General features: G+C 72.1%; 23 protein-coding genes and 1 riboswitch. Of the genes, 17 read left to right on the forward strand and 6 right to left on the reverse strand.

Annotated elements, in window-relative coordinates:
• The first annotated feature begins 150 nt into the window (after window positions 1-150).
• The 10 genes from clsA to IE109_RS17995 all read left to right on the forward strand — a co-directional run bounded on the left by clsA (window position 151) and on the right by IE109_RS17995 (window position 10,625).
• A complete protein-coding gene (gene clsA / locus IE109_RS17950) occupies window positions 151-759 on the forward strand; it encodes a cardiolipin synthase ClsA (protein WP_189551914.1) in 609 nt (202 codons plus the stop codon).
• A 119-nt stretch (window positions 760-878) separates the two neighbouring features.
• Entirely contained in the window at window positions 879-3,374 is a 2,496-nt protein-coding gene (locus IE109_RS17955; RefSeq protein ID WP_189551915.1) for a mannose-1-phosphate guanyltransferase, read from the forward strand.
• A gap of 101 nt (window positions 3,375-3,475) precedes the next feature.
• Window positions 3,476-4,405, forward strand: coding sequence for a DUF881 domain-containing protein (locus tag IE109_RS17960; RefSeq protein ID WP_189551916.1), 930 nt, complete (start codon window positions 3,476-3,478; stop codon window positions 4,403-4,405).
• The gene (locus IE109_RS17965) at window positions 4,402-4,734 is read left to right on the forward strand and encodes a small basic family protein (protein WP_064068997.1); all 333 of its coding nucleotides are present in this window, start codon (window positions 4,402-4,404) and stop codon (window positions 4,732-4,734) included. The genes IE109_RS17960 and IE109_RS17965 overlap by 4 nt, the downstream gene beginning before the upstream one ends.
• A 5-nt stretch (window positions 4,735-4,739) precedes the next feature.
• Window positions 4,740-5,642 (forward strand): DUF881 domain-containing protein, encoded by a 903-nt coding sequence (locus IE109_RS17970; RefSeq protein WP_229891203.1) that lies wholly within the window; start codon window positions 4,740-4,742, stop codon window positions 5,640-5,642.
• A 169-nt stretch (window positions 5,643-5,811) separates the two neighbouring features.
• A complete protein-coding gene (locus IE109_RS34040; protein ID WP_189552162.1) occupies window positions 5,812-6,753 on the forward strand; it encodes a double zinc ribbon and FHA domain-containing protein in 942 nt (313 codons plus the stop codon).
• Between the two features lie 17 nt (window positions 6,754-6,770).
• On the forward strand, window positions 6,771-7,511 hold the full coding sequence (gene ftsR, locus IE109_RS17980; RefSeq protein ID WP_189551917.1) for a transcriptional regulator FtsR: 741 nt from the start codon (window positions 6,771-6,773) through the stop codon (window positions 7,509-7,511).
• A gap of 53 nt (window positions 7,512-7,564) precedes the next feature.
• The gene (locus IE109_RS17985; RefSeq protein WP_004002801.1) at window positions 7,565-8,038 is read left to right on the forward strand and encodes a bifunctional nuclease family protein; all 474 of its coding nucleotides are present in this window, start codon (window positions 7,565-7,567) and stop codon (window positions 8,036-8,038) included.
• Between the two features lie 325 nt (window positions 8,039-8,363).
• Window positions 8,364-9,017, forward strand: a complete 654-nt coding sequence (locus IE109_RS17990; protein ID WP_189551918.1) for a MerR family transcriptional regulator — start codon at window positions 8,364-8,366, stop codon at window positions 9,015-9,017.
• A 75-nt stretch (window positions 9,018-9,092) separates the two neighbouring features.
• A complete protein-coding gene (locus IE109_RS17995; protein ID WP_189551919.1) occupies window positions 9,093-10,625 on the forward strand; it encodes a DNA polymerase IV in 1,533 nt (510 codons plus the stop codon).
• On the opposite strand, the gene IE109_RS18000 is transcribed toward IE109_RS17995, so the two are convergent.
• Window positions 10,553-10,918, reverse strand: a complete 366-nt coding sequence (locus tag IE109_RS18000) for a PRC-barrel domain-containing protein (RefSeq protein WP_189551920.1) — start codon at window positions 10,916-10,918, stop codon at window positions 10,553-10,555. The two genes, IE109_RS17995 and IE109_RS18000, sit on opposite strands and share 73 nt — an antisense overlap.
• A gap of 114 nt (window positions 10,919-11,032) precedes the next feature.
• Window positions 11,033-11,132: riboswitch (glycine riboswitch) on the forward strand.
• Between the two features lie 184 nt (window positions 11,133-11,316).
• Here IE109_RS18000 and gcvP point away from each other — a divergent pair.
• Entirely contained in the window at window positions 11,317-14,202 is a 2,886-nt protein-coding gene (gcvP, locus tag IE109_RS18005) for an aminomethyl-transferring glycine dehydrogenase (protein ID WP_189551921.1), read from the forward strand.
• Window positions 14,203-14,325: 123 nt separating this feature from the next.
• Here gcvP and IE109_RS18010 read toward each other — a convergent pair whose 3' ends face one another.
• Both IE109_RS18010 and IE109_RS18015 read right to left on the reverse strand, forming a co-directional pair.
• On the reverse strand, window positions 14,326-14,532 hold the full coding sequence (locus tag IE109_RS18010; RefSeq protein ID WP_189551922.1) for a DUF5999 family protein: 207 nt from the start codon (window positions 14,530-14,532) through the stop codon (window positions 14,326-14,328).
• Between the two features lie 251 nt (window positions 14,533-14,783).
• Window positions 14,784-15,377 carry a hypothetical protein gene (locus IE109_RS18015; protein ID WP_189551923.1) on the reverse strand — a complete coding sequence of 198 codons (594 nt, stop codon included), beginning with the start codon at window positions 15,375-15,377 and terminating at the stop codon, window positions 14,784-14,786.
• Window positions 15,378-15,898: 521 nt separating this feature from the next.
• On the opposite strand from IE109_RS18015, the gene IE109_RS18020 reads away from it, so the two are divergent.
• Window positions 15,899-17,422 carry a glutamate-cysteine ligase family protein gene (locus IE109_RS18020; protein ID WP_189551924.1) on the forward strand — a complete coding sequence of 508 codons (1,524 nt, stop codon included), beginning with the start codon at window positions 15,899-15,901 and terminating at the stop codon, window positions 17,420-17,422.
• Window positions 17,423-17,687: 265 nt separating this feature from the next.
• The gene (locus IE109_RS18025) at window positions 17,688-18,467 is read left to right on the forward strand and encodes a CPBP family intramembrane glutamic endopeptidase (RefSeq protein WP_189551925.1); all 780 of its coding nucleotides are present in this window, start codon (window positions 17,688-17,690) and stop codon (window positions 18,465-18,467) included.
• A 72-nt stretch (window positions 18,468-18,539) separates the two neighbouring features.
• On the opposite strand, the gene IE109_RS18030 is transcribed toward IE109_RS18025, so the two are convergent.
• Window positions 18,540-19,349 carry a PhzF family phenazine biosynthesis protein gene (locus IE109_RS18030; protein ID WP_189551926.1) on the reverse strand — a complete coding sequence of 270 codons (810 nt, stop codon included), beginning with the start codon at window positions 19,347-19,349 and terminating at the stop codon, window positions 18,540-18,542.
• A 147-nt stretch (window positions 19,350-19,496) separates the two neighbouring features.
• On the opposite strand from IE109_RS18030, the gene IE109_RS18035 reads away from it, so the two are divergent.
• The 3 genes from IE109_RS18035 (at window position 19,497) to IE109_RS18045 (ending at window position 22,415) form a co-directional block, all read left to right on the forward strand.
• Window positions 19,497-20,114 (forward strand): PadR family transcriptional regulator, encoded by a 618-nt coding sequence (locus IE109_RS18035; protein ID WP_189551927.1) that lies wholly within the window; start codon window positions 19,497-19,499, stop codon window positions 20,112-20,114.
• A 199-nt stretch (window positions 20,115-20,313) separates the two neighbouring features.
• Window positions 20,314-21,297 carry an EamA family transporter gene (locus IE109_RS18040; RefSeq protein WP_189551928.1) on the forward strand — a complete coding sequence of 328 codons (984 nt, stop codon included), beginning with the start codon at window positions 20,314-20,316 and terminating at the stop codon, window positions 21,295-21,297.
• A 167-nt stretch (window positions 21,298-21,464) separates the two neighbouring features.
• Window positions 21,465-22,415: a DMT family transporter gene (locus IE109_RS18045; protein ID WP_229891207.1), complete on the forward strand. Its 951-nt coding sequence runs from the start codon at window positions 21,465-21,467 to the stop codon at window positions 22,413-22,415.
• 172 nt (window positions 22,416-22,587) lie between these two features.
• Here IE109_RS18045 and IE109_RS18050 read toward each other — a convergent pair whose 3' ends face one another.
• On the reverse strand, window positions 22,588-23,253 hold the full coding sequence (locus tag IE109_RS18050; RefSeq protein WP_189551930.1) for a pyridoxamine 5'-phosphate oxidase family protein: 666 nt from the start codon (window positions 23,251-23,253) through the stop codon (window positions 22,588-22,590).
• A gap of 36 nt (window positions 23,254-23,289) precedes the next feature.
• On the opposite strand from IE109_RS18050, the gene IE109_RS18055 reads away from it, so the two are divergent.
• Window positions 23,290-24,624 (forward strand): aminotransferase class I/II-fold pyridoxal phosphate-dependent enzyme, encoded by a 1,335-nt coding sequence (locus tag IE109_RS18055; protein WP_189551931.1) that lies wholly within the window; start codon window positions 23,290-23,292, stop codon window positions 24,622-24,624.
• Here IE109_RS18055 and IE109_RS18060 read toward each other — a convergent pair.
• A complete protein-coding gene (locus IE109_RS18060; protein ID WP_229891208.1) occupies window positions 24,615-25,691 on the reverse strand; it encodes a DMT family transporter in 1,077 nt (358 codons plus the stop codon). The two genes, IE109_RS18055 and IE109_RS18060, sit on opposite strands and share 10 nt — an antisense overlap.
• Between the last annotated feature and the right edge of the window lie 25 nt (window positions 25,692-25,716).

The raw sequence follows: 25,716 nt of genomic DNA on the forward strand, positions 1-25,716 counted from the left end.
CGAACAATTATTGTGGGGAAGCCCCGCACCTTATGGTGCGGGGCTTTTCTGCGTTTCAGGGGGACCCGGACACCCCTGTGCGTCGGCCGGCCCGGGCTGACGGTAAAGTCAGGGCGGCATCATCGGCACGTTTCCACAGGAGGCACCCGGGTGGAGGTACAGGAGACTCGCGTTCAGACGGACCGGGTCCTCACCATCCCCAACATCCTGAGCATGGCTCGCCTCGCCGGTGTGCCCCTGTTCCTGTGGCTGATTCTCCGCCCCGAGTTCGGCGGGCCGAAGAGCGACGGCTGGGCGTTGCTCGTCCTGATGATCAGCGGTGTCAGCGACTACCTCGACGGCAAGCTCGCTCGGCGGTGGAACCAGATCAGCAGCCTGGGGCGGCTTCTCGACCCGGCGGCCGACCGGCTCTACATCCTTTCCACGCTTCTCGGCCTGACATGGCGCGAGATCCTGCCGCTGTGGCTGACCCTGGCCCTTTTGGCCCGTGAGCTGATGCTGCTGGTGATGGTGGGAATCCTCCGCCGGCACGGGTATCCACCGCCGCAGGTGAACTTCCTGGGGAAGGCGGCGACCTTCAACTTGATGTATGCCTTCCCGCTCCTTCTGCTCAGTGACGGCAGTGGATGGCTGTCGTCACTCGCTGAAGTTTTCGGGTGGGCGTTCGCCGGATGGGGTACAACTCTGTATTGGTGGGCAGGGATCCTGTATGTGGTCCAGGTCCGCCGACTTGTCAAGGCGGATACCGTGGCCGATTGAGCCCGTCTCTCCGGTGCCATGTGGTGTGAGACAGCGCCTGTGTTCGTTCTGGGAGCACCGCTGTCACGGACGGGTGAAGTCGGCTTGACCGTCATCTTCGCAAGGAGGACGCTTCCGACATGAAGGCCGTCGTAATGGCCGGTGGCGAGGGAACCCGCCTTCGCCCCATGACCTCGAGCATGCCCAAGCCGCTCCTGCCGGTCGCCAATCGACCGATCATGGAGCATGTGCTGCGGCTGCTGAAGAGGCACGGGCTCAATGAGACCGTGGTGACCGTGCAGTTCCTCGCCTCGCTCGTAAAGAACTATTTCGGTGACGGCGAAGAGCTCGGCATGGAACTCACCTATGCCAACGAGGAGAAGCCACTCGGTACTGCGGGAAGCGTCAAGAATGCCGAGGAGGCACTCAAGGACGATGCCTTCCTCGTCATCTCCGGTGACGCGCTCACCGATTTCGACCTGACCGACCTCATCGCGTTCCACAAGGAAAAGGGCGCGATGGTCACGGTGTGCCTGACGCGGGTGCCGAACCCTCTGGAGTTCGGCATCACCATCGTGGACGAGGAAGGGAAGGTGGAGCGCTTCCTCGAGAAGCCCACCTGGGGGCAGGTCTTCTCCGACACGGTCAACACCGGTATCTACGTCATGGAGCCCGAGGTCTTCGACTACGTCGAAGCGGATGTTCCGGTCGACTGGTCCGGTGACGTGTTCCCGCAGCTCATGAAGGAAGGCAAGCCGATCTACGGCTATGTCGCCGAGGGCTACTGGGAGGACGTCGGCACGCACGAGAGCTATGTGAAGGCCCAGGCCGACGTGCTCGAGGGCAAGGTCGACGTCGACGTCGACGGCTTCGAGATCTCGCCGGGAGTGTGGGTGGCGGAGGGTGCGGAAGTGCACCCGGACGCGGTGCTCCGCGGGCCGCTCTACATCGGGGACTACGCCAAGGTCGAGGCCGGCGTGGAAATCCGCGAGCACACCGTCGTGGGTTCCAACGTCGTCGTGAAGAGCGGTGCGTTCCTGCACAAGGCGGTCGTCCACGACAACGTCTACATCGGGCCTCACAGCAATCTCCGAGGCTGTGTGATCGGTAAGAACACCGACATCATGCGGGCCGCCCGGATCGAGGACGGGGCCGTCATCGGTGACGAGTGCCTGGTCGGTGAAGAATCGATCGTTCAGGGCAATGTCCGCGTCTATCCCTTCAAGACCATCGAGGCCGGCGCCTTCGTCAACACCTCGGTGATCTGGGAGTCCCGCGGGCAGGCGCACCTGTTCGGCGCGCGTGGCGTCTCCGGCATCCTGAACGTCGAGATCACCCCCGAGCTGGCCGTCAGGCTGGCCGGAGCGTACGCGACGACGCTCAAGAAGGGCGCCACGGTCACCACGGCGCGTGACCACTCGCGAGGCGCGCGAGCGCTCAAGCGGGCCGTGATCTCGGCCCTCCAGGCCAGCGCCATCGACGTACGGGACCTGGAGAACGTGCCGCTTCCCGTCGCGCGGCAGCAGACGGCGCGCGGCAGCGCCGGCGGCATCATGATCCGTACGACGCCGGGTGTCCCCGACTCGGTCGACATCATGTTCTTCGACGAGCGGGGCGCCGACCTGTCGCAGGCGGGGCAGCGGAAGCTGGACCGGGTGTTCGCGCGCCAGGAGTACCGGCGTGCCTTCCCGGGCGAGATCGGCGACCTGAGCTTCCCGTCGAGCGTCTTCGACTCGTACACCGGATCGCTGCTGCGGAACGTCGACACGACAGGCGTGGCGGACGCGGGCCTCAAGGTCGTCGTCGACGCGTCGAACGGCAGCGCCGGCCTCGTCCTGCCCAGCCTCCTGGGACGGCTCGGGGTGGACTCGCTGACGATCAACCCCGGCCTGGACGAGTCGCGTCCCACCGAGTCCGCCGAATCCCGCCGCGCGGGACTGGTCCGGCTCGGCGAGATAGTGGCCTCGGCGCGTGCGGCGTTCGGCGTGCGGTTCGACACCGTCGGCGAGCGGCTGTCGCTCGTCGACGAGCGCGGCCGGATCATCGAGGACGACCGGGCGCTGCTCGTGATGCTCGACCTGGTGGCCGCCGAGCGGCGCAGCGGGCGTGTGGCCCTGCCGGTGACGACGACACGGATCGCCGAGCAGGTCGCGGCCTACCACGGCACGCAGGTGGACTGGACGACGACCTCGCCGGACGACCTGACGAGGGTCGGCCGTGAGGAGTCGACGATCTTCGGCGGTGACGGCCGCGGCGGCTTCATCGTCCCGGAGTTCAGCAGCGTGTTCGACGGCACCGCGGCGTTCGTGCGGCTGATCGGACTGGTGGCGCGTACGCAGCTCACGCTGAGCCAGATCGACGCGCGCATCCCGCGGGCGCATGTGCTCAAGCGGGACCTGGCGACGCCGTGGGCCGTCAAGGGCCTGGTGATGCGCAGGGTGGTCGAGGCGGCCGGCGACCGGCACGTGGACACCACCGACGGCGTGCGTGTGGTGGAGGCCGACGGCCGGTGGGTGATGGTGCTGCCCGACCCCGCCGAGGCCGTCACCCACCTGTGGGCGGAAGGTCCGGACGACGCCTCCGCCGAGGCCCTGCTGGACGAGTGGGCCGCGGTGGTGGACAGCGCGGGCTGCTGACCCCGAGTGGACCCCTGAGCCGGGAGGCGTCACTGGACGCCTCCCGGCTCTTCGGTGGGGCCATTCGGCGGTAGCCCCTCCGACGTGCGACGATGTGCGGCATGTCGCAGCAGCCCCCCGTTCGGAGCACCGGCTCCCCGCCTCCGCGTCCCGATGCGTCCATGTCGCTGCTGACCAACGTGATGGACCACGCGCTCGACGACGGGTACGCCGAGGCCTCGGCCCGCAGGGCCTCCGAGGGCGGCGGTCTGCCGCGTACGCTCCGGGCCAAACTGGGACTGGCGGCGGGGCTCGTGCTGGCCGCGCTCGTCGTCACCCTGGGGGCCGCCCAGGCGCGGATATCGGCACCGGTGGTGGCGAAGGAGCGCGAGGAGCTCATCGACCGCATCGAGGACGAGACCTCGGCGGCGGACGGCCTCGAGAAGCGGATCGAGGAGCTGCGCGCCGAGGTGGGGGAGCGGCAGCGCAAGGCGCTGGAGCAGCACGGCGGCGACCAGGGACAGCTCGTGGCGCTCCTGTCGGGAGCGACGCCGGTGCACGGCCCGGGCGTCAAGCTCGTCGTGGACGACGCCGAGGAGACCGAGGACGGCGGCGGCGGTCCGCGGGAGAGCAGCGGTTTCGCCGACACGGGCCGGGTCCGGGACCGTGATATGCAGCGGGTCGTCAACGGACTGTGGCAGGCGGGCGCGGAAGCCGTCGCGATCAACGGGCAGCGGCTGACCGCGCTGTCGGCGATCCGGGCGGCGGGCGACGCCATACTGGTCGACAACAAACCGCTGGTGCCGCCGTACACGGTGCTGGCGGTGGGGGACGGGAAGAAGCTGCGGACGACGTTCCAGGACAGCGCCGACGGGCAGTACCTGCACGTGCTGCAGGAGAACTTCGGTATCCGCACCAGCATTTCGGACCAGGGCGAGGTGCGTCTGCCGGCCGCGCCGAGCCTGATCGTACGTACAGCACAGCCGAGCGAGACCGGAGCCGGAACGGGTGACGGGCGGGGCGCGGCCGAAACAGGGAAGGGCACATCTTGATCGCCGTACTGGGCCTCGTCGTGGGAGTCGTGGTCGGACTGTTCATCCGGCCCGAGGTGCCGGCTGTGGTCGAGCCCTATCTCCCGATCGCCGTCGTGGCCGCTCTGGACGCCGTCTTCGGCGGCCTGCGGGCCATGCTCGACGGGATCTTCGTCGACAAGGTCTTCGTCGTCTCCTTCCTGTCGAACGTCGTCGTGGCCGCGCTCATCGTGTTCCTCGGCGACAAGCTGGGCGTCGGCGCACAGCTGTCCACCGGCGTGGTCGTCGTGCTCGGCATCCGGATCTTCTCCAACGCCGCCGCCATCCGGCGGCACGTCTTCCGGGCGTGAGGCCGATGAGCAACGCAGAGACACCCGAGCCGACTCCCGGGCAGTCCCCGGACCGGACGCCCTCCGAGAACCCTCCCCCGGCCCCTCCGCCGGCTGCGGCCCCGTCACCGTCGCCGGCTCCGTCGGCGGCCGCTGGTCCGGGCCCCCGGCCCGGGCCGGAACCCGGACCCGGACCGGAGGAGTCCGCACCGACCGGCCGGCAGCGGCTGATCGCGGGCCTGTGGCCGCCGCGCGTGACCCGGGCACAACTCATCGTGGCCGTCCTGCTGTTCGGGCTGGGACTGGGACTGGCCATCCAGGTCCGCTCGACCAGTGACACCGGCGCGCTGCGCGGCGCGCGCCAGGAGGACCTGGTGCGCATCCTCGACGAGCTCGACGACCGCACGCAGCGCCTGGAGGACGAGAAGGCGCGCCTGGAGGACCAGCGCACGGAGCTGGAGAACAGCTCCGACCAGGCGGAGGAGGCGCGCAAGCAGACGCTGGAGAAGGAGCGGCAACTGGGAATCCTGGCCGGTACCGTGGCGGCCCGGGGCCCCGGCATCTCGCTCACCATCGACGACGGCGCGGGCGCGGTCGAGTCGGACATGCTGCTCGACGCCATCCAGGAGCTCCGGGCGGCCGGCGCGGAGGCGATCCAGGTCAACGGCGTCAGGGTGGTCGCCGACTCGTACTTCTCGGGTGAGGCCGGCGGCATAGAGGTGGACGGGCGCAAGATCAAGGCTCCGTACCGCTTCGAGGTGATCGGGAAGCCGCAGGACCTGGAACCGGCGCTGAACATCCCGGGAGGCGTGGTACAGACGCTGGAGAAGGAGCAGGCCACCGCCACGGTCACCCGGTCGCAGAAGATCGTCGTGGACGCCTTGCGACCGGCGGAGCGGCCTGACTACGCTCGGTCGTCATCGCGGTGAGGCGGGGGTGCATGGGGGTGACGCGACAGGGGCCGGCCGACGGCGGGCCGGATCGGGGCGCGGGAACGCGGTCCGGTGTGCGCGGACGCACGGCGGGAACCGTAAGAGGGGCGCCGGGACGCGGGGTTGCGGGGGGTCGGCGCATCACATACGTGGTGCGTGATGGAAACTGTCCGGAGGATACGGACGTTGTGATGATGTCCGGGTCGGCAGGTGTGTTCATTCAGGGTTCGTCCTGCCCCACGGGCGGGTCTGTTTCGTTCAAGGGGAATCGCCCGTGAAGTTGTTTGCGAAGTTGTTCGGCAAGAGCGCACGCGAGGACCGCGGCAACACTGCCCGGCACCGCGCGTCGCGCCATGACCAGAGCGAGGAGCAGGGCGCCGAGCGCCCGCTCTTCCGTGACGAGGTTGCGCGCCCGGGTGGTGACATTCCGGGAGGCCAGGGCGCGTCTGTTGACCCTGCCGGTTCCGGCCGCATAGGTTTCGGGGACCCATCAACCTCGAGTACGGGTGGAGGGTTTACGTCCGACCCGTACGCGACGAGCGCCCACGCGGGCCAGCCGCGGCAGGAGGATTCGTCCATGCCGGTGTGTACGAGGTGCGGACACCGCAACGCCGAGGCGAGCCGGTTCTGCTCCAACTGCGGTGCGCCGCTGCGCGGGGGTGTTCCGGCGGAGCGCGCGTCCGAGACGACGTCGACGATCTCGATCTCCGGCCTGGAGGCGTACGACTCCGAGGTGACCGGCCAGACGCAGCTGCCGTCGCTGTCTCCCGAGGCGCAGGCGGCCGTCGAGGCGCTGCCGCTGGGTTCGGCGCTGCTGGTGGTCCGGCGTGGCCCGAACTCGGGCAGCCGTTTCCTGCTGGACAGTGATCTGACCACGGCGGGGCGCCATCCGCAGAGCGACATCTTCCTCGACGACGTGACGGTGTCGCGTCGCCACGTGGAGTTCCGCCGCTCGCCCGACGGCAGCTTCACGGTGTCGGACGTCGGCAGCCTCAACGGCACCTACGTCAACCGCGAGCGGATCGACTCGGTTCCGCTGGCGAACGGCGACGAGGTGCAGATCGGCAAGTACCGGCTGGTCTTCTACGCGAGCCAGCGGGGCGTGTGACCCGGCAGGGGAGGCCCATGCTGCGAACCACGACGGGCGGTGCCGGCAACGGCACCGCCGAGCAGCTGGTGAGCATCGGGACGGTGCTCAACCAGCTGCGCGAGGAGTTTCCCGAGGTCACCATCTCCAAGATCAGATTTTTGGAGGCGGAGGGGCTCGTCGAGCCGCAGCGGACGGCTTCCGGCTACCGGAAGTTCAGTCCGCGCGACGTGGAGCGGCTGGCGCGGATCCTGCGGATGCAGCGCGACCACTACCTGCCGCTGAAGGTGATCCGCGAGCACCTGGACGCGGTGGAGCGGGGCGAGCAGGTGGAGCTGCCGTCCGCTCCGGGGCCGCAGCGAGACGCCGCGGACGGGGACCCCTGGGACCCGGTGCCGGACCGCCCGACGGCCGCCAGGGTGGGCAGGGCGGAGCTCCTGGCCGCCGCGGGCGCGGGCGAGGAGGAACTCGCCGAGTGGGAGGCGTACGGGCTCGTCGTGCAGGGCGTGGACGGCGGGTACGACGCCGAGGCGGTCACGGTCGCGAAGCTTGTCGCGGATCTGGGGAGATTCGGTCTGGAGCCGCGGCACCTGCGGGCCGTGAAGGCCGCCGCCGAGCGGGAGGCCGGGCTGGTGGAGCAGGTCGTCGCGCCGTTGCGCAGACACCGTAATCCGCAGACCAGAGCCCATGCGGAGGCCACCGTGAAGGAGCTGGCGGCACTGTCCGTCCGGCTGCACGCGGCGCTGGTGCAGACGGCTCTCGGCGTCCGCTTGCCCTGATCTTGACAGGGCCCGACTATCCAAACCGGTCCGGCACGTCCTAGGGTTGCAATGTGAACGAGCTCGATGTTGTCGGTGTCCGGGTGGAAATGCCGTCCAACCAGCCGATCGTGCTCCTGCGTGAAGTGGGAGGCGACCGGTACCTCCCGATCTGGATCGGTCCGGGAGAGGCGACGGCGATCGCCTTCGCCCAGCAGGGCATGGCCCCCGCCCGGCCGCTCACGCATGACCTTTTCAAGGATGTGCTCGAGGCCGTTGGCCAGGAGCTGACCGAGGTCCGCATCACGGACCTGCGGGAAGGGGTCTTCTACGCGGAGCTGGTCTTCGCCAGTGGTGTGGAGGTGAGCGCCAGGCCCTCCGACGCCATAGCGCTGGCCCTGCGCACCGGGACCCCGATCTACGGGAGCGACGGCGTGCTCGACGATGCCGGGATCGCCATCCCGGACGAGCAGGAGGACGAAGTGGAGAAGTTCCGCGAGTTTCTCGACCAGATCTCGCCCGAGGACTTCGGCACCAGCAGCCAGTGACGCGCTGCGGCCCGTCGGCGGTGGACCCGCGGACGGGCCTCGCGCTGCCGGTGGGTGCGAGCGCCCACCCGGGGCCGCCGGTGACACCGCCGTCCGCCCGCTCTCCCGGCTCTCGCTCCGTGGTATCCCTCCGGAGCCGCGCGTGCCCGAGGCGGTCGATCGTCGGGGTGTTTCAGCCCATTCGAGTAGCCTTTCCCGCTTTTGGGATACGGGAAACCACTCTCAGGGTGATTATCACTCGGCGTGCCGAGTGTGGCGATCGTTGACGCACCCCTGGTGACTGCCTACCGTCGAGATGGCAGGTCAAGGACGGAGGGTCGGCGTGATGAGCAGCGGCGACGGTGCGACTGGGGGCCTCCCCGGACGAAGTCTGGGGCAGAGCGGGCCGTATCCGCTTCACGGGAGCGCGGCCGACCCGCGCCACGCGGGCGTGGCCGGCGTGGGCGCCGGCCCGGCGCGGGAGGACGGAGCCGATCCGGAGACCGACACGGTCGGCTACCGGGGGCCCACCGCCTGCGCGGCGGCGGGCATCACGTACCGGCAGCTCGACTACTGGGCGCGGACCGGGCTGGTCGAGCCGAGCGTGCGGCCCGCGTACGGCTCGGGGACGCAGCGGCTGTACAGCTTCCGGGACGTGGTCGTCCTGAAGATCGTCAAGCGTTTCCTGGACACCGGTGTCGCGCTGCAGAACATCCGCGCGGCCGTCCAGCACCTGCGCGCGCGGGGTTTCCGCGATCTGGAGCGGATGACGCTCATGAGCGACGGGGCCACGGTGTACGAGTGCTCGTCGCCCGACGAGGTCGTGGATCTGCTCCAGGGCGGCCAAGGAGTCTTCGGGATCGCCGTGGGCGTGGTGTGGCGGGACGTCGAAGCGGCGCTCTCGCAGTTGCACGGGGAGCGGGTCGACACCGGGGAGACGCTGGTGCGGCACAACCCGTCCGACGAGCTGGCCCGCCGGAGGCGCGACCGGGCCGTCTGAGCCGGCCGTACGCGCGCCGGGCCCCGGTGCCCGGGACCGGGGCGATTGTCAGTGGCGTAGGGCAGCATCGGTGGTGTGAGAGCCGCGCCGACCATCCTGCATCTGGACATGGATGCCTTCTACGCGGCCGCCGAGCAGGCGGCGAAGCCGAGCCTGCGCGGGAAACCGGTGGTGGTCGGCGGGCTGGGGCCGCGCGGGGTCGTCGCCACCGCGTCGTACGAGGCCCGGCGTTTCGGGGTGCACTCGGCGATGCCGATGGCGCAGGCGCGGCGGCTGGCGCCGAACGCCGCGTACCTGGTGCCCCGCTTCACGCTGTACCGGGCGGTGAGCGAGCAGGTCATGGAGCTGTTGCGGGGGCTGTCGCCCCTCGTCGAGCCGCTGAGCCTCGACGAGGCCTTCGTGGACCTGGAGGCCGGGGGAGCGGCGCGGGACGCGGCGGGCGCGCGCGAGACCGGTGAGCGGCTGCGCAGGGACATCCACGAGGTCACGGGCCTCACCGGGTCGGTGGGGCTGGCGGGCTCGAAGATGCTGGCGAAGATCGCGTCGGAGGAGGCCAAACCGGACGGGCTGGTGCTGATCGAGCCGGGGACCGAGCGGGAGCTGCTGGGCCCGAAGTCGGTGCGGATCCTGCCGGGGGTGGGACCGGCCACCGGCGAGCACCTGCGGCGGGCCGGTATGACGACGGTGGCCGACCTGGCCGGGGCCGGTGAGGACGAGCTCGTACGGCTGCTGGGGAAGGCGCACGGGGAGTCGCTGTACCGGATGGCGAGGGGGTACGACGACCGGCCCGTGGTCGCGGAGCGGGACGCCAAGTCGGTGTCCGTGGAGGACACCTTCGACGTGGACCTGCACGACCGGGTGCGGGTGCGGATGGAGGTGGAGCGGCTGGCCGAGCGGTGCGTGGGGCGGCTGCGCGGCGCGGGGCGGTCGGGGCGGACGGTGGTGCTGAAGGTCCGGCGCTACGACTTCTCGACGCTGACCCGGTCCGAGACGCTGCGGGGGCCGACGGACGATCTCGTGGTGGTGCGCGAGGCGGCGGCGCGGCTGCTGGAGGGGGTGGACACCACCGGGGGCGTGCGGTTGCTGGGCGTCGGGGTCACGGGACTCGCGGACTACACCCAGGAGGACCTGTTCGCGCAGGCCGCGGCGGAGAGGGCGGCCGCGGAGACGGGTGGCGGGGAGACGAGTGGGACGGAGGCGGGCGGGACGGACGCCGGTGGCGTGGAGGGTCGGTGGCCGGTCGGGGGCGCCGAGGGGGCGGCGGCCGGTGGGGCGGGCGTGCCGGGTGAGCCTGCCGGGCCGCAGGGCGCGGTGGGCGCGGTGGGCGCGGCGGAGGAGGTCCGGGAGGAGCGGCGGTGGATGGCCGGCCAGGACGTGCGGCACACCGAGTACGGCGCCGGGTGGGTGCAGGGCAGTGGGCTGGGGCGGGTGACCGTGCGGTTCGAGGAGCCGTGGTCGGCGCCCGGGCGGGTGCGTACGTTCCGGGCCGACGACCCGGAGCTGGCGCCGTCCGATCCGCTGCCCCTGGTGGCGGGTCAGTCCTCCTGGCCGGCGAGCTTGCCGAAGTCGCGGTCCGTGGAGGGCGGCGGCGGGAGCGCCAGGCCGTAGTGGTGGTAGAGCTGGAGCTCCTGCTCGGGCGAGAGGTGACGGCCGACGCCGAAGTCGGGGGCGTCCTTGATCAGGGCCCGTTCGTAGGGGACGTGCAGGCCGTCCTCCGCCACGTCGCTCGGCTCCAGGGGGACGAAGGCGTCGCGACCGAACAGGCCCGTCCGGACGGCGGCCCACTCCGGCTCGCCCGTCGCGTCGTCCAGGTAGACCTCGTCAATGGTCCCGATCTTGTGGCCGTTGCGGTCGAAGGCCTTGCGGCCGATCAGGCTGCGCGGATCGATATCGGTCTGCACGGTCCCTCCATCTGCTCGCAACCGCTCCCTAGGCACTACGAAAGTGCACATCGGTGACGTCGGCCACTCGAGGGATCGGGCCCGGACCGCGCTGGTAGGCTGGCAGACGGCCGCTGACCCCGTGCGGGAGAGTCCTCCGAAGGCACCTTTCGGAGGCGCCGAAGGAGCAAATCCTCCCCGGAATCTCTCAGGCACCCGGTACCGCACGGACGAGGTCACTCTGGAAAGCAGGGCGGGCGTCGGACGGCATCCGCTCTCACCGACGGTGAAAGCCGGTCCGGCCCGTATTTCGGGTGGGCCCGGTGAAGCTCTCAGGTTGAGATGACAGAGGGGGAGGCCGTCCGGGCACCCGCGCCGTGGTGCCCCTCGCAGGTCGTATCGACCAGGAGGCCTCCGCCATGACCGCCAACCGCACTCCGCTCTCCGTACTCGAACAGGGCATTCCGTTCGAGCAGCGGCACATCGGGCCCGACGAAGAGGCCCGCGCCAAGATGCTGGCGCAGGTGGGCTACGGTTCGCTCGACGAGCTCACGGCCGCCGCGGTGCCGGATGTGATCAAGAGCGCCGAGGCCCTCGGGCTGCCGGACGCGCGCACCGAGGCCGAGGTCCTGGCCGAGCTCCGCTCGCTCGCCGACCGCAACCAGGTGCTCGCCCCCATGATCGGCCTCGGCTACTACGGCACGTTCACGCCGCCGGTCATCCTGCGCAACGTCATGGAGAACCCGGCCTGGTACACCGCCTACACGCCGTACCAGCCGGAGATCTCGCAGGGCCGCCTGGAGGCGCTCCTCAACTTCCAGACCATGGTCGCCGACCTCACCGGCCTGCCCACCTCCGGCGCCTCGCTGCTCGACGAGGGCACCGCCGCGGCCGAGGCCATGTCGCTGGCCCGCCGCGTCGGCAAGGTCAAGAACGGTGTCTTCCTGGTCGACGCCGACGCCCTGCCGCAGACCATCGCCGTCATCGAGACCCGCGCCGAGCCGACCGGCGTCGAGGTCGTCGTCGCCGACCTCAGCGAGGGCATCCCGGCCGAGGTCGCCGAGCGCGGCGTGTTCGGCGTCCTACTCCAGTACCCGGGCGCCTCCGGTGCCGTCCGGGACATCAAGGCCGTCATCGACCAGGCGCACGAGCTGGGCGCCATCGTCACGGTCTCCGCCGACCTGCTGGCGCTGACCCTGCTGACGTCGCCCGGCGAGCTGGGCGCCGACATCGCGGTGGGCACCACCCAGCGCTTCGGCGTGCCGATGGGCTTCGGCGGCCCGCACGCCGGCTACATGGCCGTCCGCGACACGTTCGCCCGCAGCCTGCCGGGCCGGCTCGTCGGCGTCTCCGTCGACGCCGACGGCAACAGGGCCTACCGTCTCGCGCTCCAGACGCGTGAGCAGCACATCCGCCGCGAGAAGGCGACCAGCAACATCTGCACGGCACAGGTGCTGCTCGCCGTGATGGCCGGCATGTACGCGGTCTACCACGGCCCGGACGGGCTCAAGCAGATCGCCCAGCGCGTGCACCGCTACGCCGTCGTCCTCGCCGAGGGCCTGCGCGCCGGGGGCGTGGAGGTCGTCCACGACACGTTCTTCGACACCGTGACCGCGCGCGTGCCGGGCAAGGCGGCCGAGGCCGTCGCCGCCGCCCGCGAGAACGGGGTGAACCTGCGCCTGGTCGACGCCGACCACGTCTCCGCGGCGTGCGACGAGACCACCGGCCGCGCCCAGATCGCCGCCGTCTGGGACGCCTTCGGCGTGCACGGCGACATCGAGGCGCTCGACGCCGCCACCGCCGACGTCCTGCCCGAGGAGCGCCTGCGCTCCGACGCGTACCTCACGCACCCGGTCTTCCACGCGCACCGCTCCGAGACCGCGATGCTGCGCTACCTGCGCAAGCTCGCCGACCGCGACTACGCGCTGGACCGCGGCATGATCCCGCTGGGCTCCTGCACCATGAAGCTGAACGCGACCACCGAGATGGAGCCGGTGACCTGGCCGGAGTTCGGCCACATGCACCCCTTCGCCCCGGTCGACCAGGCGCAGGGCTACCTGACCCTCATCCGGGAGCTGGAGGAGCGCCTCGCCGAGGTGACCGGCTACGACAAGGTCTCCATCCAGCCCAACGCCGGTTCGCAGGGCGAGCTGGCCGGTCTGCTCGCGGTCCGCGCCTACCACCGCGCCAACGGCGACACGCAGCGCACGGTCTGCCTGATCCCGTCGTCCGCGCACGGCACCAACGCGGCCAGTGCCGTGATGGCCGGGATGAAGGTCGTGGTGGTCAAGACCGCCGACGACGGCGAGATCGACGTCGAGGACCTGCGCGCCAAGATCGAGCAGTACCGCGACGAGCTGTCCGTCCTGATGATCACCTACCCGTCCACGCACGGCGTGTTCGAGGAGCACGTCGCGGACATCTGCGCCCAGGTCCACGAGGCCGGCGGTCAGGTGTACGTGGACGGTGCCAACCTCAACGCCCTGGTGGGGCTGGCCAAGCCGGGCGAGTTCGGCGGCGACGTCTCGCACCTGAACCTGCACAAGACCTTCTGCATCCCGCACGGCGGCGGCGGCCCCGGCGTCGGGCCGGTCGGTGTGCGGGAGCACCTCGCCCCGTACCTGCCCAACCACCCGCTCCAGCCGAGCGCCGGCCCGGACACGGGCGTCGGCCCGATCTCGGCCGCTCCGTGGGGCTCGGCCGGCATCCTGCCGATCTCCTGGGCGTACGTACGGCTGATGGGCGGCGAGGGGCTCAAGCGCGCCACGCAGGTCGCCGTCCTCGCGGCCAACTACATCGCCAAGCGCCTGGAGCCGCACTACCCGGTGCTCTACACCGGCCCGGCCGGCCTGGTCGCCCACGAGTGCATCGTGGACCTGCGCCCGATCTCCAAGGCGACCGGCGTCAGCGTCGACGACATCGCCAAGCGGCTGATCGACTACGGCTTCCACGCCCCGACCATGTCGTTCCCGGTGGCCGGCACGCTGATGATCGAGCCGACCGAGAGCGAGGACCTGGCCGAGCTCGACCGGTTCTGCGACACGATGATCGCCATTCGCGCGGAGGTCGAGAAGGTCGCTTCGGGCGAGTGGCCCGCGGACGACAATCCGCTGCGCAACGCCCCGCACACGGCGTCCGCGCTGGGCGGCGAGTGGTCGCACGCGTACAGCCGTGAGGAGGCGGTCTTCCCGGCCGGCGTCTCGGCGGCGGACAAGTACTGGCCGCCGGTGCGCCGCATCGACGGTGCGTTCGGCGACCGCAACCTGGTCTGCTCCTGCCCGCCGCTGGACGAGTACGACCACTGACGGCCGGCCGCGGCGCGGCCACGACGGAGGGCCGGTACGGAGGTGGACTCCGTACCGGCCCTTCGCCGTGCGGTGTGTGCGGTGCGTGGTGCTGCGCGTGCGGGTGGGTCCGTGCGGTGTGCCTCAGGCGGCCGTCACGACCTTCGACGCGCTCAGTGGCCGGTGCGGCGCGATGATCTGGCCGTCCGGCAGCAGTTCACCGGTGTCCTCGAAGAGCAGGACGCCGTTGCACAGCAGGCTCCAGCCCTGTTCCGGGTGGTGAGCCACCAGGCGGGCCGCCTCCCTGTCGGCGGAGTCGGCGGTCGGACAGGCTGGCTGGTGCTGGCACATGGGTCGGTTCTTTCGCTGCGGTGTGGTGTGTGTCCTGCGGCTCGATGCGGTGTTCATGGCCGCCCCCCGTTTTGTCGGTCGGTCCGCTCCCAGTGTTGCCCCACCGGCGTCAATCCGCAGGGATTTCGCGGTAGCGCATCCTCCTCCTCAATGACGTGTCACCCGCGCGGATGGTTCAGCTCAACCACCCTGTCCGTTCGGGTGGTTCGGGATGGCCCCAGTGGGCTAGTCCGAACGGACCGGGCCGGTCATCACGCCGTTGACTCCAGCAGCGGCGGGGGGACCAGGCGCAGCGACAGGACGGGCAGCAGGTCGGCGACCCGGTACGGCAGGTGCGAGGCGATCCCCGGAGGCGCGGGCGCCAGCGGGATCAGGAGGTCGGCCGGGGCCGGTGCTCCGGTGGCCGGATCGGCCTCGGTGTCCCCGTGCAGCCACAGCGTCAGCATGTACAGGTCCGGTACGGACAGCAGGCGCGGCTGGTGGCGGGTCGCCATGGACTCCGCCTGGCGCAGGGCCCGCTCCGTCGAGGCGAGGTAGGGGCCCTCGAAGAAGTGCGAGAACGCCCATCCGTCCGGGGTGAGCACGGTGTCCGCGGCGGCCACCGGGCGGTCGCCGCCGCGGATCAGGAACCGCCAGCCGGCCAGCCGGGTGCGCGGCGCGCCGGCGGACGGAGAGATCGGGTCCCGGACGTCGAGCACGTGGAGAGGGAGCGGGAGTTCGGGGCTCAGCGGTCCCTGGACGGACCGGAGAGCGGGGGTGTGGGCCTCGCGGACGGCGGCGGAACCGAGCGCCGCGAGAACGCTGCGCAGGGCGGGCGCGGGGGCAGGGGAGACGTGCAGCGGCATGGTGGGTCGCCTCTCAGTCAAGAGACAGGGTGATGCGAGAAAGGTGCGGACGGCAGTGTCAGCTTCGGGGTCAGAGGGTGCCGGAGGGGGCCGACGGGCCGTTGCCGGACTCGACTCTCTGCCTCGTTCGCGGAGTTTATACGACGCGTGTTCACGCAATGTTTCCGCTAGCCGTCGGCGATATTACCGTCAAGGCCGAAACGGGTCCTTAATTTGCGGCTTTTCTGTAGATTTCCCGTGACGGCAAGGCCGCTGCCTGCGGTGTTGCCCGGTCCGCGGTAGGCCGAATGGCGCCGCCGTATCGGCCGTCGAAGCGTCTCACGCCGGAGGCGGCGTCGGGCGTCGGCCGCCGGTAACTGCGCGCTGTCCCATGCCTCCGGAATGTGCCGGACAAACAATGTATCCAGCCTACCGCCCACGCCCTGTCGGCGCGGGCGTTACAGATCAGTACGGCTGGGCATTATCGTCCGTGACGCGGGCGGAGGGCGCCGCGCGCCGCCCACTCGAGGAGGGACGCTTCGATGGGGGAGAAGATCGCGGCAGGCGGCTTCGACCTGTCCGATCGGCAGAGGTACCGCAGGAAACTCCAGGAGTGCCTGACGGGACTTGAGCGACTCCTTGCCGACAAGAGGTTCGACCGGCCGCGCAATCTCGTGGGCCTGGAGATCGAGCTGAATCTGGCGGGCGCCGACGGCATGCCGCGCATGATGAATGCGGAGGTGCTGGAGCGCATCGCGAGCCGGGATTTCCAGACGGAACTCGGAATGTTCAACCTGGAAGTGAACATTGCCCCGCACCGGCTCGGCGGGCGGGTCTTCGACCAGCTCGCCGAGGAGTTGCGAACGGGCCTGGCGTACGCGCACCGCAAGGCGCAGGAGGTCGACGCCGGCATTGTGATGATCGGTATTCTGCCGACTCTGTCGCAGGACGACCTGGTGTCCGGGAACCTGTCGGACGTCGACCGTTACCGGCTGCTGAACGACGAGATCGTCGCCGCGCGGGGCGAGGACTTCACCCTCGACATCGAGGGAGTGGAGCGGCTGAGCTGTACGGCGAGCTCCATCGTCCCGGAGGCGGCCTGCACCTCGGTGCAGCTGCACCTCCAGGTGACGCCCGAGCGGTTCGCCGACGTCTGGAACGCCGCGCAGGCCCTCGCCGCCGTGCAGATCGCGGTGGGTGCCAACGCGCCCTTCCTCTTCGGCCGCGAGCTGTGGCGCGAGTCCCGCCCACCGCTGTTCACCCAGGCCACGGACACCCGCCCACCCGAGCTGCAGGCGCAGGGCGTACGACCGCGCACCTGGTTCGGCGAGCGGTGGATCTCCTCGGCGTACGAGCTCTTCGAGGAGAACGTCCGGTACTTCCCCGCCCTGCTGCCGATCTGCGACGACGAGGAGCCGCTGCGCGTCCTCGACGAGGGCGGGGTCCCGGGCCTCCAGGAGCTGGCCCTGCACAACGGCACGGTCTACCGCTGGAACCGGCCGGTGTACGGCGTGGTGGACGGCGTCCCGCACCTGCGCGTCGAGAACCGGGTGCTCCCGGCCGGGCCGACGGTCGACGACGTCCTCGCCAACGCCGCCTTCTACTACGGCCTGGTCCGCGCGCTCGCGGAGGAGCCCCGGCCCGTGTGGAAGCGGCTGCCGTTCGAGGACGCCGCCGCGAACTTCGACGCGGCCTGCCGGTACGGGATCGACGCCGAGCTGCGCTGGCCGCGCCCCGGGAGGAGCGGGGTCACCACGGTTCCGGCGGTGAAGCTGGTCCGGGACGAACTGCTGCCGCTGGCCGCCGCGGGCCTCGACGCCTGGGGCGTGGAGCGCACCGACCGGGAGCGGTACCTCGGCATCATCGAGGAGCGGTGCAAGCGGCGGGTGAACGGGGCCTCCTGGCAGGTGGAGACCTTCCACCGGGCGCTGGAGGCGGGGCTCGGCCGGGAGGCCGCGCTGGCCGCGACCACCCGTCAGTACTGCCGGCTGATGCGCCAGGGGAAGCCGGTGCACACCTGGCCGGTGGGTTTCCCGGGCCGGCCGGACGCCCAGCTGGAGGGCTGAGACCACCGCCGGGCCGGGCGCGGGTCCGGCGTGCGGTGCCGGGAGCCGCGCGGGCGGGGTGCGGTGCGGGCGGGGTGCGGCGCCGGGAGCCGGGTGCCTGCCGGACGGGTGTGGTGCCGGGTCGGTGCGGTGGCGGGTGCGGGATGGCCGGGGCTCCGGGGGCTGGGGTCGGCGCGGTGTCGGCTGGGGCCGGCTGGGTGGCCGGTGCGATCGTCGGGCAAGCTGTGTCACCCATGGCGGTCGACCGAGGCAGGTGTGCGCGTACGTGGCTGGATCTCTTCCCGCGGAGGGCGCGGGGGTGCGGACCCTGCGGTCCGAGACCCTGATCGTCCTGGCCCTCTCCCTGGGGGCGAGCGGGGTCTCGGCGCTGATCAGCTTCGTCGGTTCACTGACGAAACCGGGTGGGCTGAAGGAGCAGGCGGCCACGCTCAACGGCTCGTACGCGCCCGGGCGCCCCTGGCTCGACCTGGCCTGGCAGCTCTTCGGGATCGCGACCGCGCTGGTGCCCGTCGTACTGGTGGCGCACCTGCTGACGCGGGAGGGCGCGGGGCTGCGGGCGATCGGCTTCGACCGCTCCCGGCCGTGGCCCGATCTGGGACGCGGGGCGCTGGTCGCGGCCGGTATCGGCAGCGCGGGGCTCGCCTTCTACCTGGCCGCGCGGGCCGGCGGGGCGAACCTGACGGTGGTGCCGGAGGCGCTGCCCGACGTGTGGTGGAAGTACCCGGTGCTGATCCTCTCGGCGGTGCAGAACTCCGTGCTGGAGGAGGTCATCGTCGTGGGGTACCTGCTGCGCAGGCTGGACGGGCTGGGATGGAGCCCGGTGGCGGCGCTGGCGGCGAGTTCGGTGCTGCGTGGTTCGTACCACCTCTACCAGGGCGTGGGCGGGTTCATCGGCAACATGGTGATGGGCGCGGTCTTCGTGCTGCTCTACCGGCGGTGGGGGCGGGTGGGCCCGCTGGTGGTGGCGCACGCGCTGCTCGACATCGTGGCGTTCGTCGGCTACGCCCTGCTGGCGGGCCGGGTGGGATGGCTGCCCACGGCGTGAGGCGGCCGGACCGAAGGGGCGTACGGAGGGTTCCGTACGCCCCTTCGCCGTGAACCGGACCCACCGGTCGGCTCACACCAGCAGGTCGCCCTCGATCACCGTCACCGCGTTCCCGGTGAGGAGCGTCCGCTCGCCGCGCAGCGCCGTCCGTACCAGCCCGGTGCGGGCGCCGCCCTGCAGGCCGGTCAGTTCCTTCCGGCCGAGGCGGGCCGACCAGAAGGGCGCGAGCGCGGTGTGCGCGCTGCCCGTCACCGGGTCCTCGTCGATACCGAGGGCGGGGAAGAAGCAGCGTGAGACGAAGTCGTACCCGCGCTCCGGGTCCTCGGCGGCGGCGGTGGTGATGACGCCCCGGTCCGCCATGGACGCCAGGGCGGCGAAGTCCGGCGCGAGGGACCGTACGGACCGCTCGTCCGGCAACTCGACCAGCAGGTCGCCGATGTGTGCGGCGGTGTCGTGGACACCGACGATGTCGCAGCCGAGCGCCGAGGCGAGACCGTCGGGGACGGGGACGGGTGTCAGGGGGGAGGTCGGGAAGTCCAGCGTGAGGGAGCCGTCCTCGGCCGCCGTAGCGGAGAGGATGCCGCACCGCGCCGTGAAACGGACGGTGCCGGTGGCGCGCCCGGTGGTGTGCAGGACGTGCGCGGTGGCGAGCGTGGCATGGCCGCACATGTCGACCTCGGCGACCGGGGTGAGCCAGCGCAGCGCCCAGTCGGCTTCGCCGCCGGGCGGCAGGGGGTGGGCGAACGCGGTCTCGGAGAGGTTGACCTCCGCGGCGACCTTCTGGAGCCAGTGGTCGTCCGGGAAGGCGTCCAACAGCACGACTCCCGCAGGATTGCCGGAGAAGGGGCGGTCGGTGAAGGCGTCGACGATTCGGATGCGCATGGCCCGACCGTAGGGGGGCGAGGGCCTCCGGGACCAAGGCCAATCGTGCCGCACTGGATCGACCTCACACCAGACGATTGCTCGACGAACAGTTCCGATATATCGTTGAAGCATCGCGAACGAACGATGAGGGAAGGAGTGTGCGACATGCGTACGCACCGGGGCCATGGGCACGGCCATCGTGGATGGGGCGGCGAGCGTCCGGGGGACTTCGACGGGCGGCGGGGCGCCTTCGGCCCGTTCGGACCGGGGTTCGGCGGCGGACCGTTCGCCGGCGGGCCCTTCGGAGGAGGGCCGTTCGGCGGTGGCCGGGGACGCGGCGGCCGGGCGCGGCGCGGTGACGTCCGCGCGTCGATCCTCGCGCTGCTCAAGGACCGGTCGATGCACGGCTACGAGATGATCCAGGAGATCGCCGAGCGCAGCGGCGGGACCTGGCGGCCCAGCCCGGGATCGGTCTACCCGACCCTCCAACTGCTGGAGGACGAAGGGCTGATTACCAGCAGGAGTGAGGGCGGCAAGAAGCTGTTCACGCTCACCGACGCCGGACGGACGGAGGCGGAGGCGGTCGCCGACGCGCCGTGGGAAGGTGCCGGAAGCGGAGTCGACCGGGAGGCCCTGCACGAGGTCCGGCAGGCCGGCTTCGGTCTGCTGGAGGCGTTCGGGCAGGTCTGGAAGACCGGGGACGCCGACCAGCGGCAGAAGGCCCTGGCCGTCATGAACGACGCCCGCAGGAAGCTGTACCTGATCCTCGCCGACGAGCACTGAGCCGTGCGGCCCGTCGCCGTCACGGGCTCGGCTCGTCACGGCGCCACGCCGGACGCCGCCCCCCGGGCTCGTTCGGCGGCAGTGCGCGGGCGGTGGCGCGGTGGCGGCGCGGGGGGCGGGCGGTGTGCCCGCCCGGTGAGTCGTCTCAACAGGTGTCACCGGCTTTACGCTCCTGACCGGCCGCTGCCATGATGTGCCGATGCACGCGTCTCAGGGGAGAAACGCCGGCCTGGGACTCGCCCTGGCCTCGGCGTTCGCATTCGGTGGATCAGGTGTCGCGGCCAAGCCGCTCATCGAGGCCGGGCTCGATCCGCTGCACGTGGTGTGGCTGCGGGTCACCGGCGCCGCGCTCGTGATGCTGCCCGTCGCCTGGCGCCACCGCGCCCTGCTGCGCCGCAAGCCCGCGCTGCTCGCCGGCTTCGGGCTGCTCGCCGTCGCCGGGGTCCAGGCCTGCTACTTCGCGGCCATCTCCCGCATCCCCGTCGGTGTCGCGCTCCTCATCGAGTACCTCGCCCCCGCCCTGGTGCTCGCGTGGGTGCGCTTCGTGCAGCGCCGGCCGGTCACGCGTGCCGCCGGGGCAGGTGTGGTTCTCGCCGTCGGCGGCCTGGCCTGCGTCGTCGAGGTGTGGTCCGGGCTGCGTTTCGACCTCGTGGGGCTGCTGCTCGCCCTGGGTGCCGCCTGCTGCCAGGTCGGCTACTTCGTCCTGTCCGACCACGGCGGCGACGAGGCCGAACCGGTCGATCCGCTCGGTGTCATCGCCTACGGGCTGCTCATCGGCGCCGTCGTCCTCACCTTCGTGGCACGACCGTGGGGCATGGACCGGCAGGTGCTCGGCGGCACCGCCGACATGGGAGGCGCCGCCGTCCCGGCGTGGCTGCTGCTGGGGTGGATCGTGCTGGTCGCCACCGTCGTCGCGTACGTCACCGGCGTCATCGCCGTCCGCAGGCTCTCCCCGCAAGTGGCCGGAGTGGTGGCCTGCCTGGAGGCGGTCATCGCGACCGTTTGCGCCTGGGTGCTGCTCGGGGAGCACCTCTCCGGGCCGCAGATCCTGGGCGGCGCGGTGGTACTGGTGGGCGCCTTCATCGCCCAGTCGTCGACGCCCAAGGCGCCCTCGGGCCCGGTGGCCGGATCGGACCGGGCGGCGGCCGGGGACGAGTTGTCGGCCGGGCGGACCGCCACGTAAGGTCTCGGACCATGCACGCGACCGTACTTCCGCCGCCCGCCGCGTAACGCGGGCGGCACCACCCCTCCTGACGCGGACCGGCCCGGGCAGTCCCCGGGTGGCTCGTCGCTGCCCGCGTGCGCAGTCGAACGGCCCCTCAACCGTCTGTTGTCGTACGGAGAAGTCACGTGTCCGACCTGTCCGCTGTGCCCATCGGGCGCAGCCTCTTCTATCTGATCGTCGCCGGGGTCGCCTGGGGCACCGCCGGGGCGGCCGCCTCGCTGGTGTTCCTGGTGAGCGACCTCGGCCCGCTGGCCCTGTCGTTCTGGCGCTGCGCCGGCGGCCTGGTGCTGCTGCTCGGCGCGCTGGCGGTACGCCGCCGTCGCGCGGCGAGGGCGGCCGAGTCCCGCCGGCGGTGGGCGCTGCGCGTCCTCGGTACGGGGATCGGGCTCACCCTCTTCCAGAGCGCCTACTTCGCCGCCGTCGAGTCGACCGGCCTCGCGGTCGCCACGGTCGTCACGCTGGGCGCCGGGCCCGTGCTCATCGCGCTCGGCGCCCGGCTGACCATGGGGGAGCGGCTCGGGCGCGGCGGGGTGATCGCGGTCGTGGGCGCGCTGGCCGGGCTCGTCGTGCTGGTGCTCGGCGGCGGTGGCGTCGCGGTGCGGCCCGCCGGGGTGGCCCTGGCGGTGCTGTCGGCCGCCGGGTACGCCGGGATCACCCTGCTGACCCGGTGGCTCGGACGGGACGGCGGCGGGGGTGACCCGCTGGCCACGAGCACCTGGGCCTTCGCGGTCGGCGCGGTCGGGTTGCTGCCGATGGCGGCGTCCGAGGGACTGGTCCCGCACACCGCCGAACCGGCCGAGGTGGTGGGGCTGCTGGTGTACGTGGCGGCCGTGCCGACCGCGCTCGCGTACGCGCTGTACTTCGCGGGCGCGGCCGTGGTGCGCGCGGCGACCGTCTCCGTGATCATGCTCCTGGAGCCGGTGAGCGCGGCCGTCATCGCGGTCACGGTCCTGGGCGAGCGCCTGACCGGGGCGACCGTGTGCGGCACGGTCCTCCTGCTCGCCGCCGTCGTCGGGCTGGCGGCGTCGGAGGCGCGCGGCGCGATGGGCAGGCGCCGGGCGGAGGCGCCGGCCTGAGCCGGTCGCGCGGGCCGACGGGCGAGGCCGGGGCCGGGGAAGCCGGGGGCCGGGACCGCGGGAACCCGAGGCGGGGGACCGGGACCGCGGAGCCCGGGGGCCGGGGAGCGAGGCGCCGGAGCGCGCCCCGGGGCCTCGCTCCCGGCCGCCCCCGCCCCGGCGGTCGCGTCGCTCAGAGCGCGGCGAGGTAGCCGGGCAGAGGGACGGACGGGTCCATGTCGTCGGCCGGGACGGGGGCGCCGTACGCCGTGCGGACCGGCACCACGCCCGTCCAGTGCGGGAGCCCGAGGTCCTCGGGCTCGTCGTTGGGGCCTCCCGTCCGGAGCTTCGCGGACACCTCGGCGAGGTCCAGCCGGAGGACGGCGGTCGCGGCGAGCTCCTTGCCGTTGGCCGGGCGCGAGTCGGCGGAGCGGCCGGGGACCACGTGGTCGACGAGGGCGTCCAGCGCCGTGCGCTTCTCGTCCGCGTCGGTCACCTGGTGGGCGGTGCCGTGGACGACGACCGAGCGGTAGTTGAGGGAGTGGTGGAAGGCCGAGCGGGCCAGCACCAGGCCGTCGACGTGCGTGACGGTCAGGCAGACGGGCAGGCCCGGGTCCGCCTGGCCCGCCATGCGCAGCGGGCGCGATCCGGTGGACCCGTGGACGTAGAGACGCTCGCCCACACGGCCGTACAGGGTCGGCAGGACGACCGGTGCCCCGTCGCGGACGAAACCGAGGTGGCAGACGTACGCCGCGTCGAGTATCGCGTGCACCAGTTCCCGGTCGTAGGCGGCGCGCTCACGGGAACGGGTCGGCACGGTGCGGTCGGTGGGCTGGTAGGCGGTCTCGGTGCCCGGCATTTGCGCTCCCTATTGCACTAGTGCATAATCTGGTTTGTGCTAGGAGAGTATCGGATCGTCGGGCGGCGCGCATCGGAGATCGCCGCGAGCGTCGAGCGGGCCGTGGGGTCCGGAGAGCTGGAGCCGGGCCAACTCCTGCCGCCCATGCGGGAGTTGGCGTCCGAGCTGGGCGTGAACCCCAACACGGTCGCCGCCGCCTACCGCACCCTGCGAGAGCGGGGGGTGATCGAGACGGCCGGGCGCAGGGGCAGCCGGGTGCGGCCGCGCCCCGCCACCACCGCGCGCGGGTCCCTGCGGATCGACGCGCCGGCGGGCGTGCGGGACGTGGGCCGGGGCAACCCCGACCCGGCCCTCCTGCCGCCGCTCGGAGAGGCACTGGCGGTTGCCGCGCGGTGCGCGGCCGAGGAGCCCGTGCTCTACGGGCAGGCCCCGGTGGACGAGGACTTCGCCCGGCTCGCGCGGGCGGCGCTGGACGCCGACGGGGTGCCGGACGGGCCGGTCGCCGTCACGTCCGGCTCGCTGGACGCCATCGAGCGCGTGCTCTCCGCCCACCTGCGGCCGGGTGACGCCGTGGCGCTGGAGGACCCCGGCTGGGGCGCCCTCCTCGACCTCGTACCGGCGCTCGGGCTGAAACCCGTGCCCGTCGCCCTCGACGACGACGGCCCGCTGCCGGACGCGGTGGAGCGGGCGGTGCGCGACGCCGGGGCGCGGGCCCTGATCGTCACCGACCGGGCGCAGAACCCGACCGGTGCGGCGGTGGGCGCGGCGCGGGCGGCGGAGCTGCGGCGGGTGCTGGCCGCGCATCCGGGCGTCCTGCTGATCGAGGACGACCACGGGCACGGGTTCGTGGACGTGCCGCTGCACCCGCTCGCGGGGGTGACCGACCACTGGGTGCTGGTGCGGTCGGTGGCCAAGGCGTACGGGCCGGACCTGCGGGTCGCCGCGCTGACCGGCGACGCGGTCACCGTCGACCGGGTGCTGGGCCGGCAGAACCTCGGGCCCGGCTGGGTGAGCCATCTGCTGCAACGGGCCGTGGTGCACCTGTGGCGGACCGGCGCGGTGGACACGCGGGCGGTGGCGGCGGCGTACGCGGACCGGCGCGACACACTGGTGGCGGCCCTGGAGAGGCGGGGCGTCCAGGCGCACGGGCGCAGCGGCATGAACGTGTGGGTGCCGGTGGCCGACGAGACCGGCGCGGTGGCCCGCCTGCTGCACGCCGGGTGGGCCGTGGCGCCGGGGGCCCGGTTCCGGATGGCCGCGGGGCCGGGCGTACGGATCACCGTCTCGGGCCTGCCGCCGGCCGGTCTGGAGCCGCTCGCGGACGCGGTGGCCGCGGCGGCCGGTCCGGTGCGGGCGCGCAGCTACGGCTGACGGGCCGGGCCGGCCTTGGGGCGGCTCTGCGTGAGGGCCGCCCCGGCCAGCACGATCAGGGCCCCGACCGGGGTGTTCCAGGTCAGCGCCTCGTCCAGGAGCGTCACCCCGGCGGCGGTGGCGATGACCGGAATGAAGTAGGTGACCATCTGGCCGGTCGTGGGGCCGACCTCGGCGACGATCCCGTACTGGATCAGGACCGCCAGGCCGGTGCCCAGCGCCCCGAGCGCGATCACCGCGAGCAGCGGCACGACCGGGAAGGCGGCCGGCCACGTGGTGAACAGCGGGGTGACGAGCGCCAGTTGCAGGGTGGCGAGGAAAAGCTGAGCCCCGGTGAGCGACAGGTGCGACTCGCTGCGGCCCGCGAGCGTACGACGGACGTATATCCAGCCGATGGGGTAGCTCAGCGAGGCCAGCAGCGCCATCGCGGTACCCGTGGCGTCCAGCCCGGAGAAGCCCTGCCACGCCCCGAGCACCGTCAGGACGCCGATGAAGCCGATCCCGAGCCCGGCCACCCGGCGGCGCGTCGGGCGGTCCTCCGACAGGGCGACCAGGGACAGGATCATGCCCCACAGCGGGGAGGTGGCGTTGCAGATGCCGGCCAGCGTCGAGGGGATGGTGAGCTCGGCGTACGCGAAGAGGGAGAACGGCAGGGCGTTGAGGAAGAACGCCGCCACCATGAGGTGGCCCCAGGTGCGGACGCCACGCGGCGGGCCGGCGCGCTTCACCGCCATGGCGACGGCGAGCACCGCCGTACCGAACAACAGGCGGCCGAACGTGACCTGGAAGGGGGCGTAGGCGGTGGTGCCCACCTTGATCAGCAGGAAGCTGAAGCCCCAGACCAGGGAGAGCAGGGCGAAGCGGACGCGCCAGTCGACCGCGGGGCGCCGTGCGGGCGGTGCGGCGTCACCGGTCGGGCCGGCGGCGCCCGTGGGATCCGCGGCTCCGGCGGGGTGTGCGGCGCCCATCGGCGCGGCGCCGGGGGAGGTGGGGGTCGGCGAGGGGTCGGAGGCTGCGGTCGCGGTGCTCATGACGACCACCTTGGCCTCCACGACGTCGTAGAACAAGCGAGATTTCGTGGTGACATTCGCT

Origin of the sequence: Streptomyces lavendofoliae (assembly GCF_014649735.1) — a bacterium.
Lineage (GTDB): Bacteria > Actinomycetota > Actinomycetes > Streptomycetales > Streptomycetaceae > Streptomyces > Streptomyces lavendofoliae.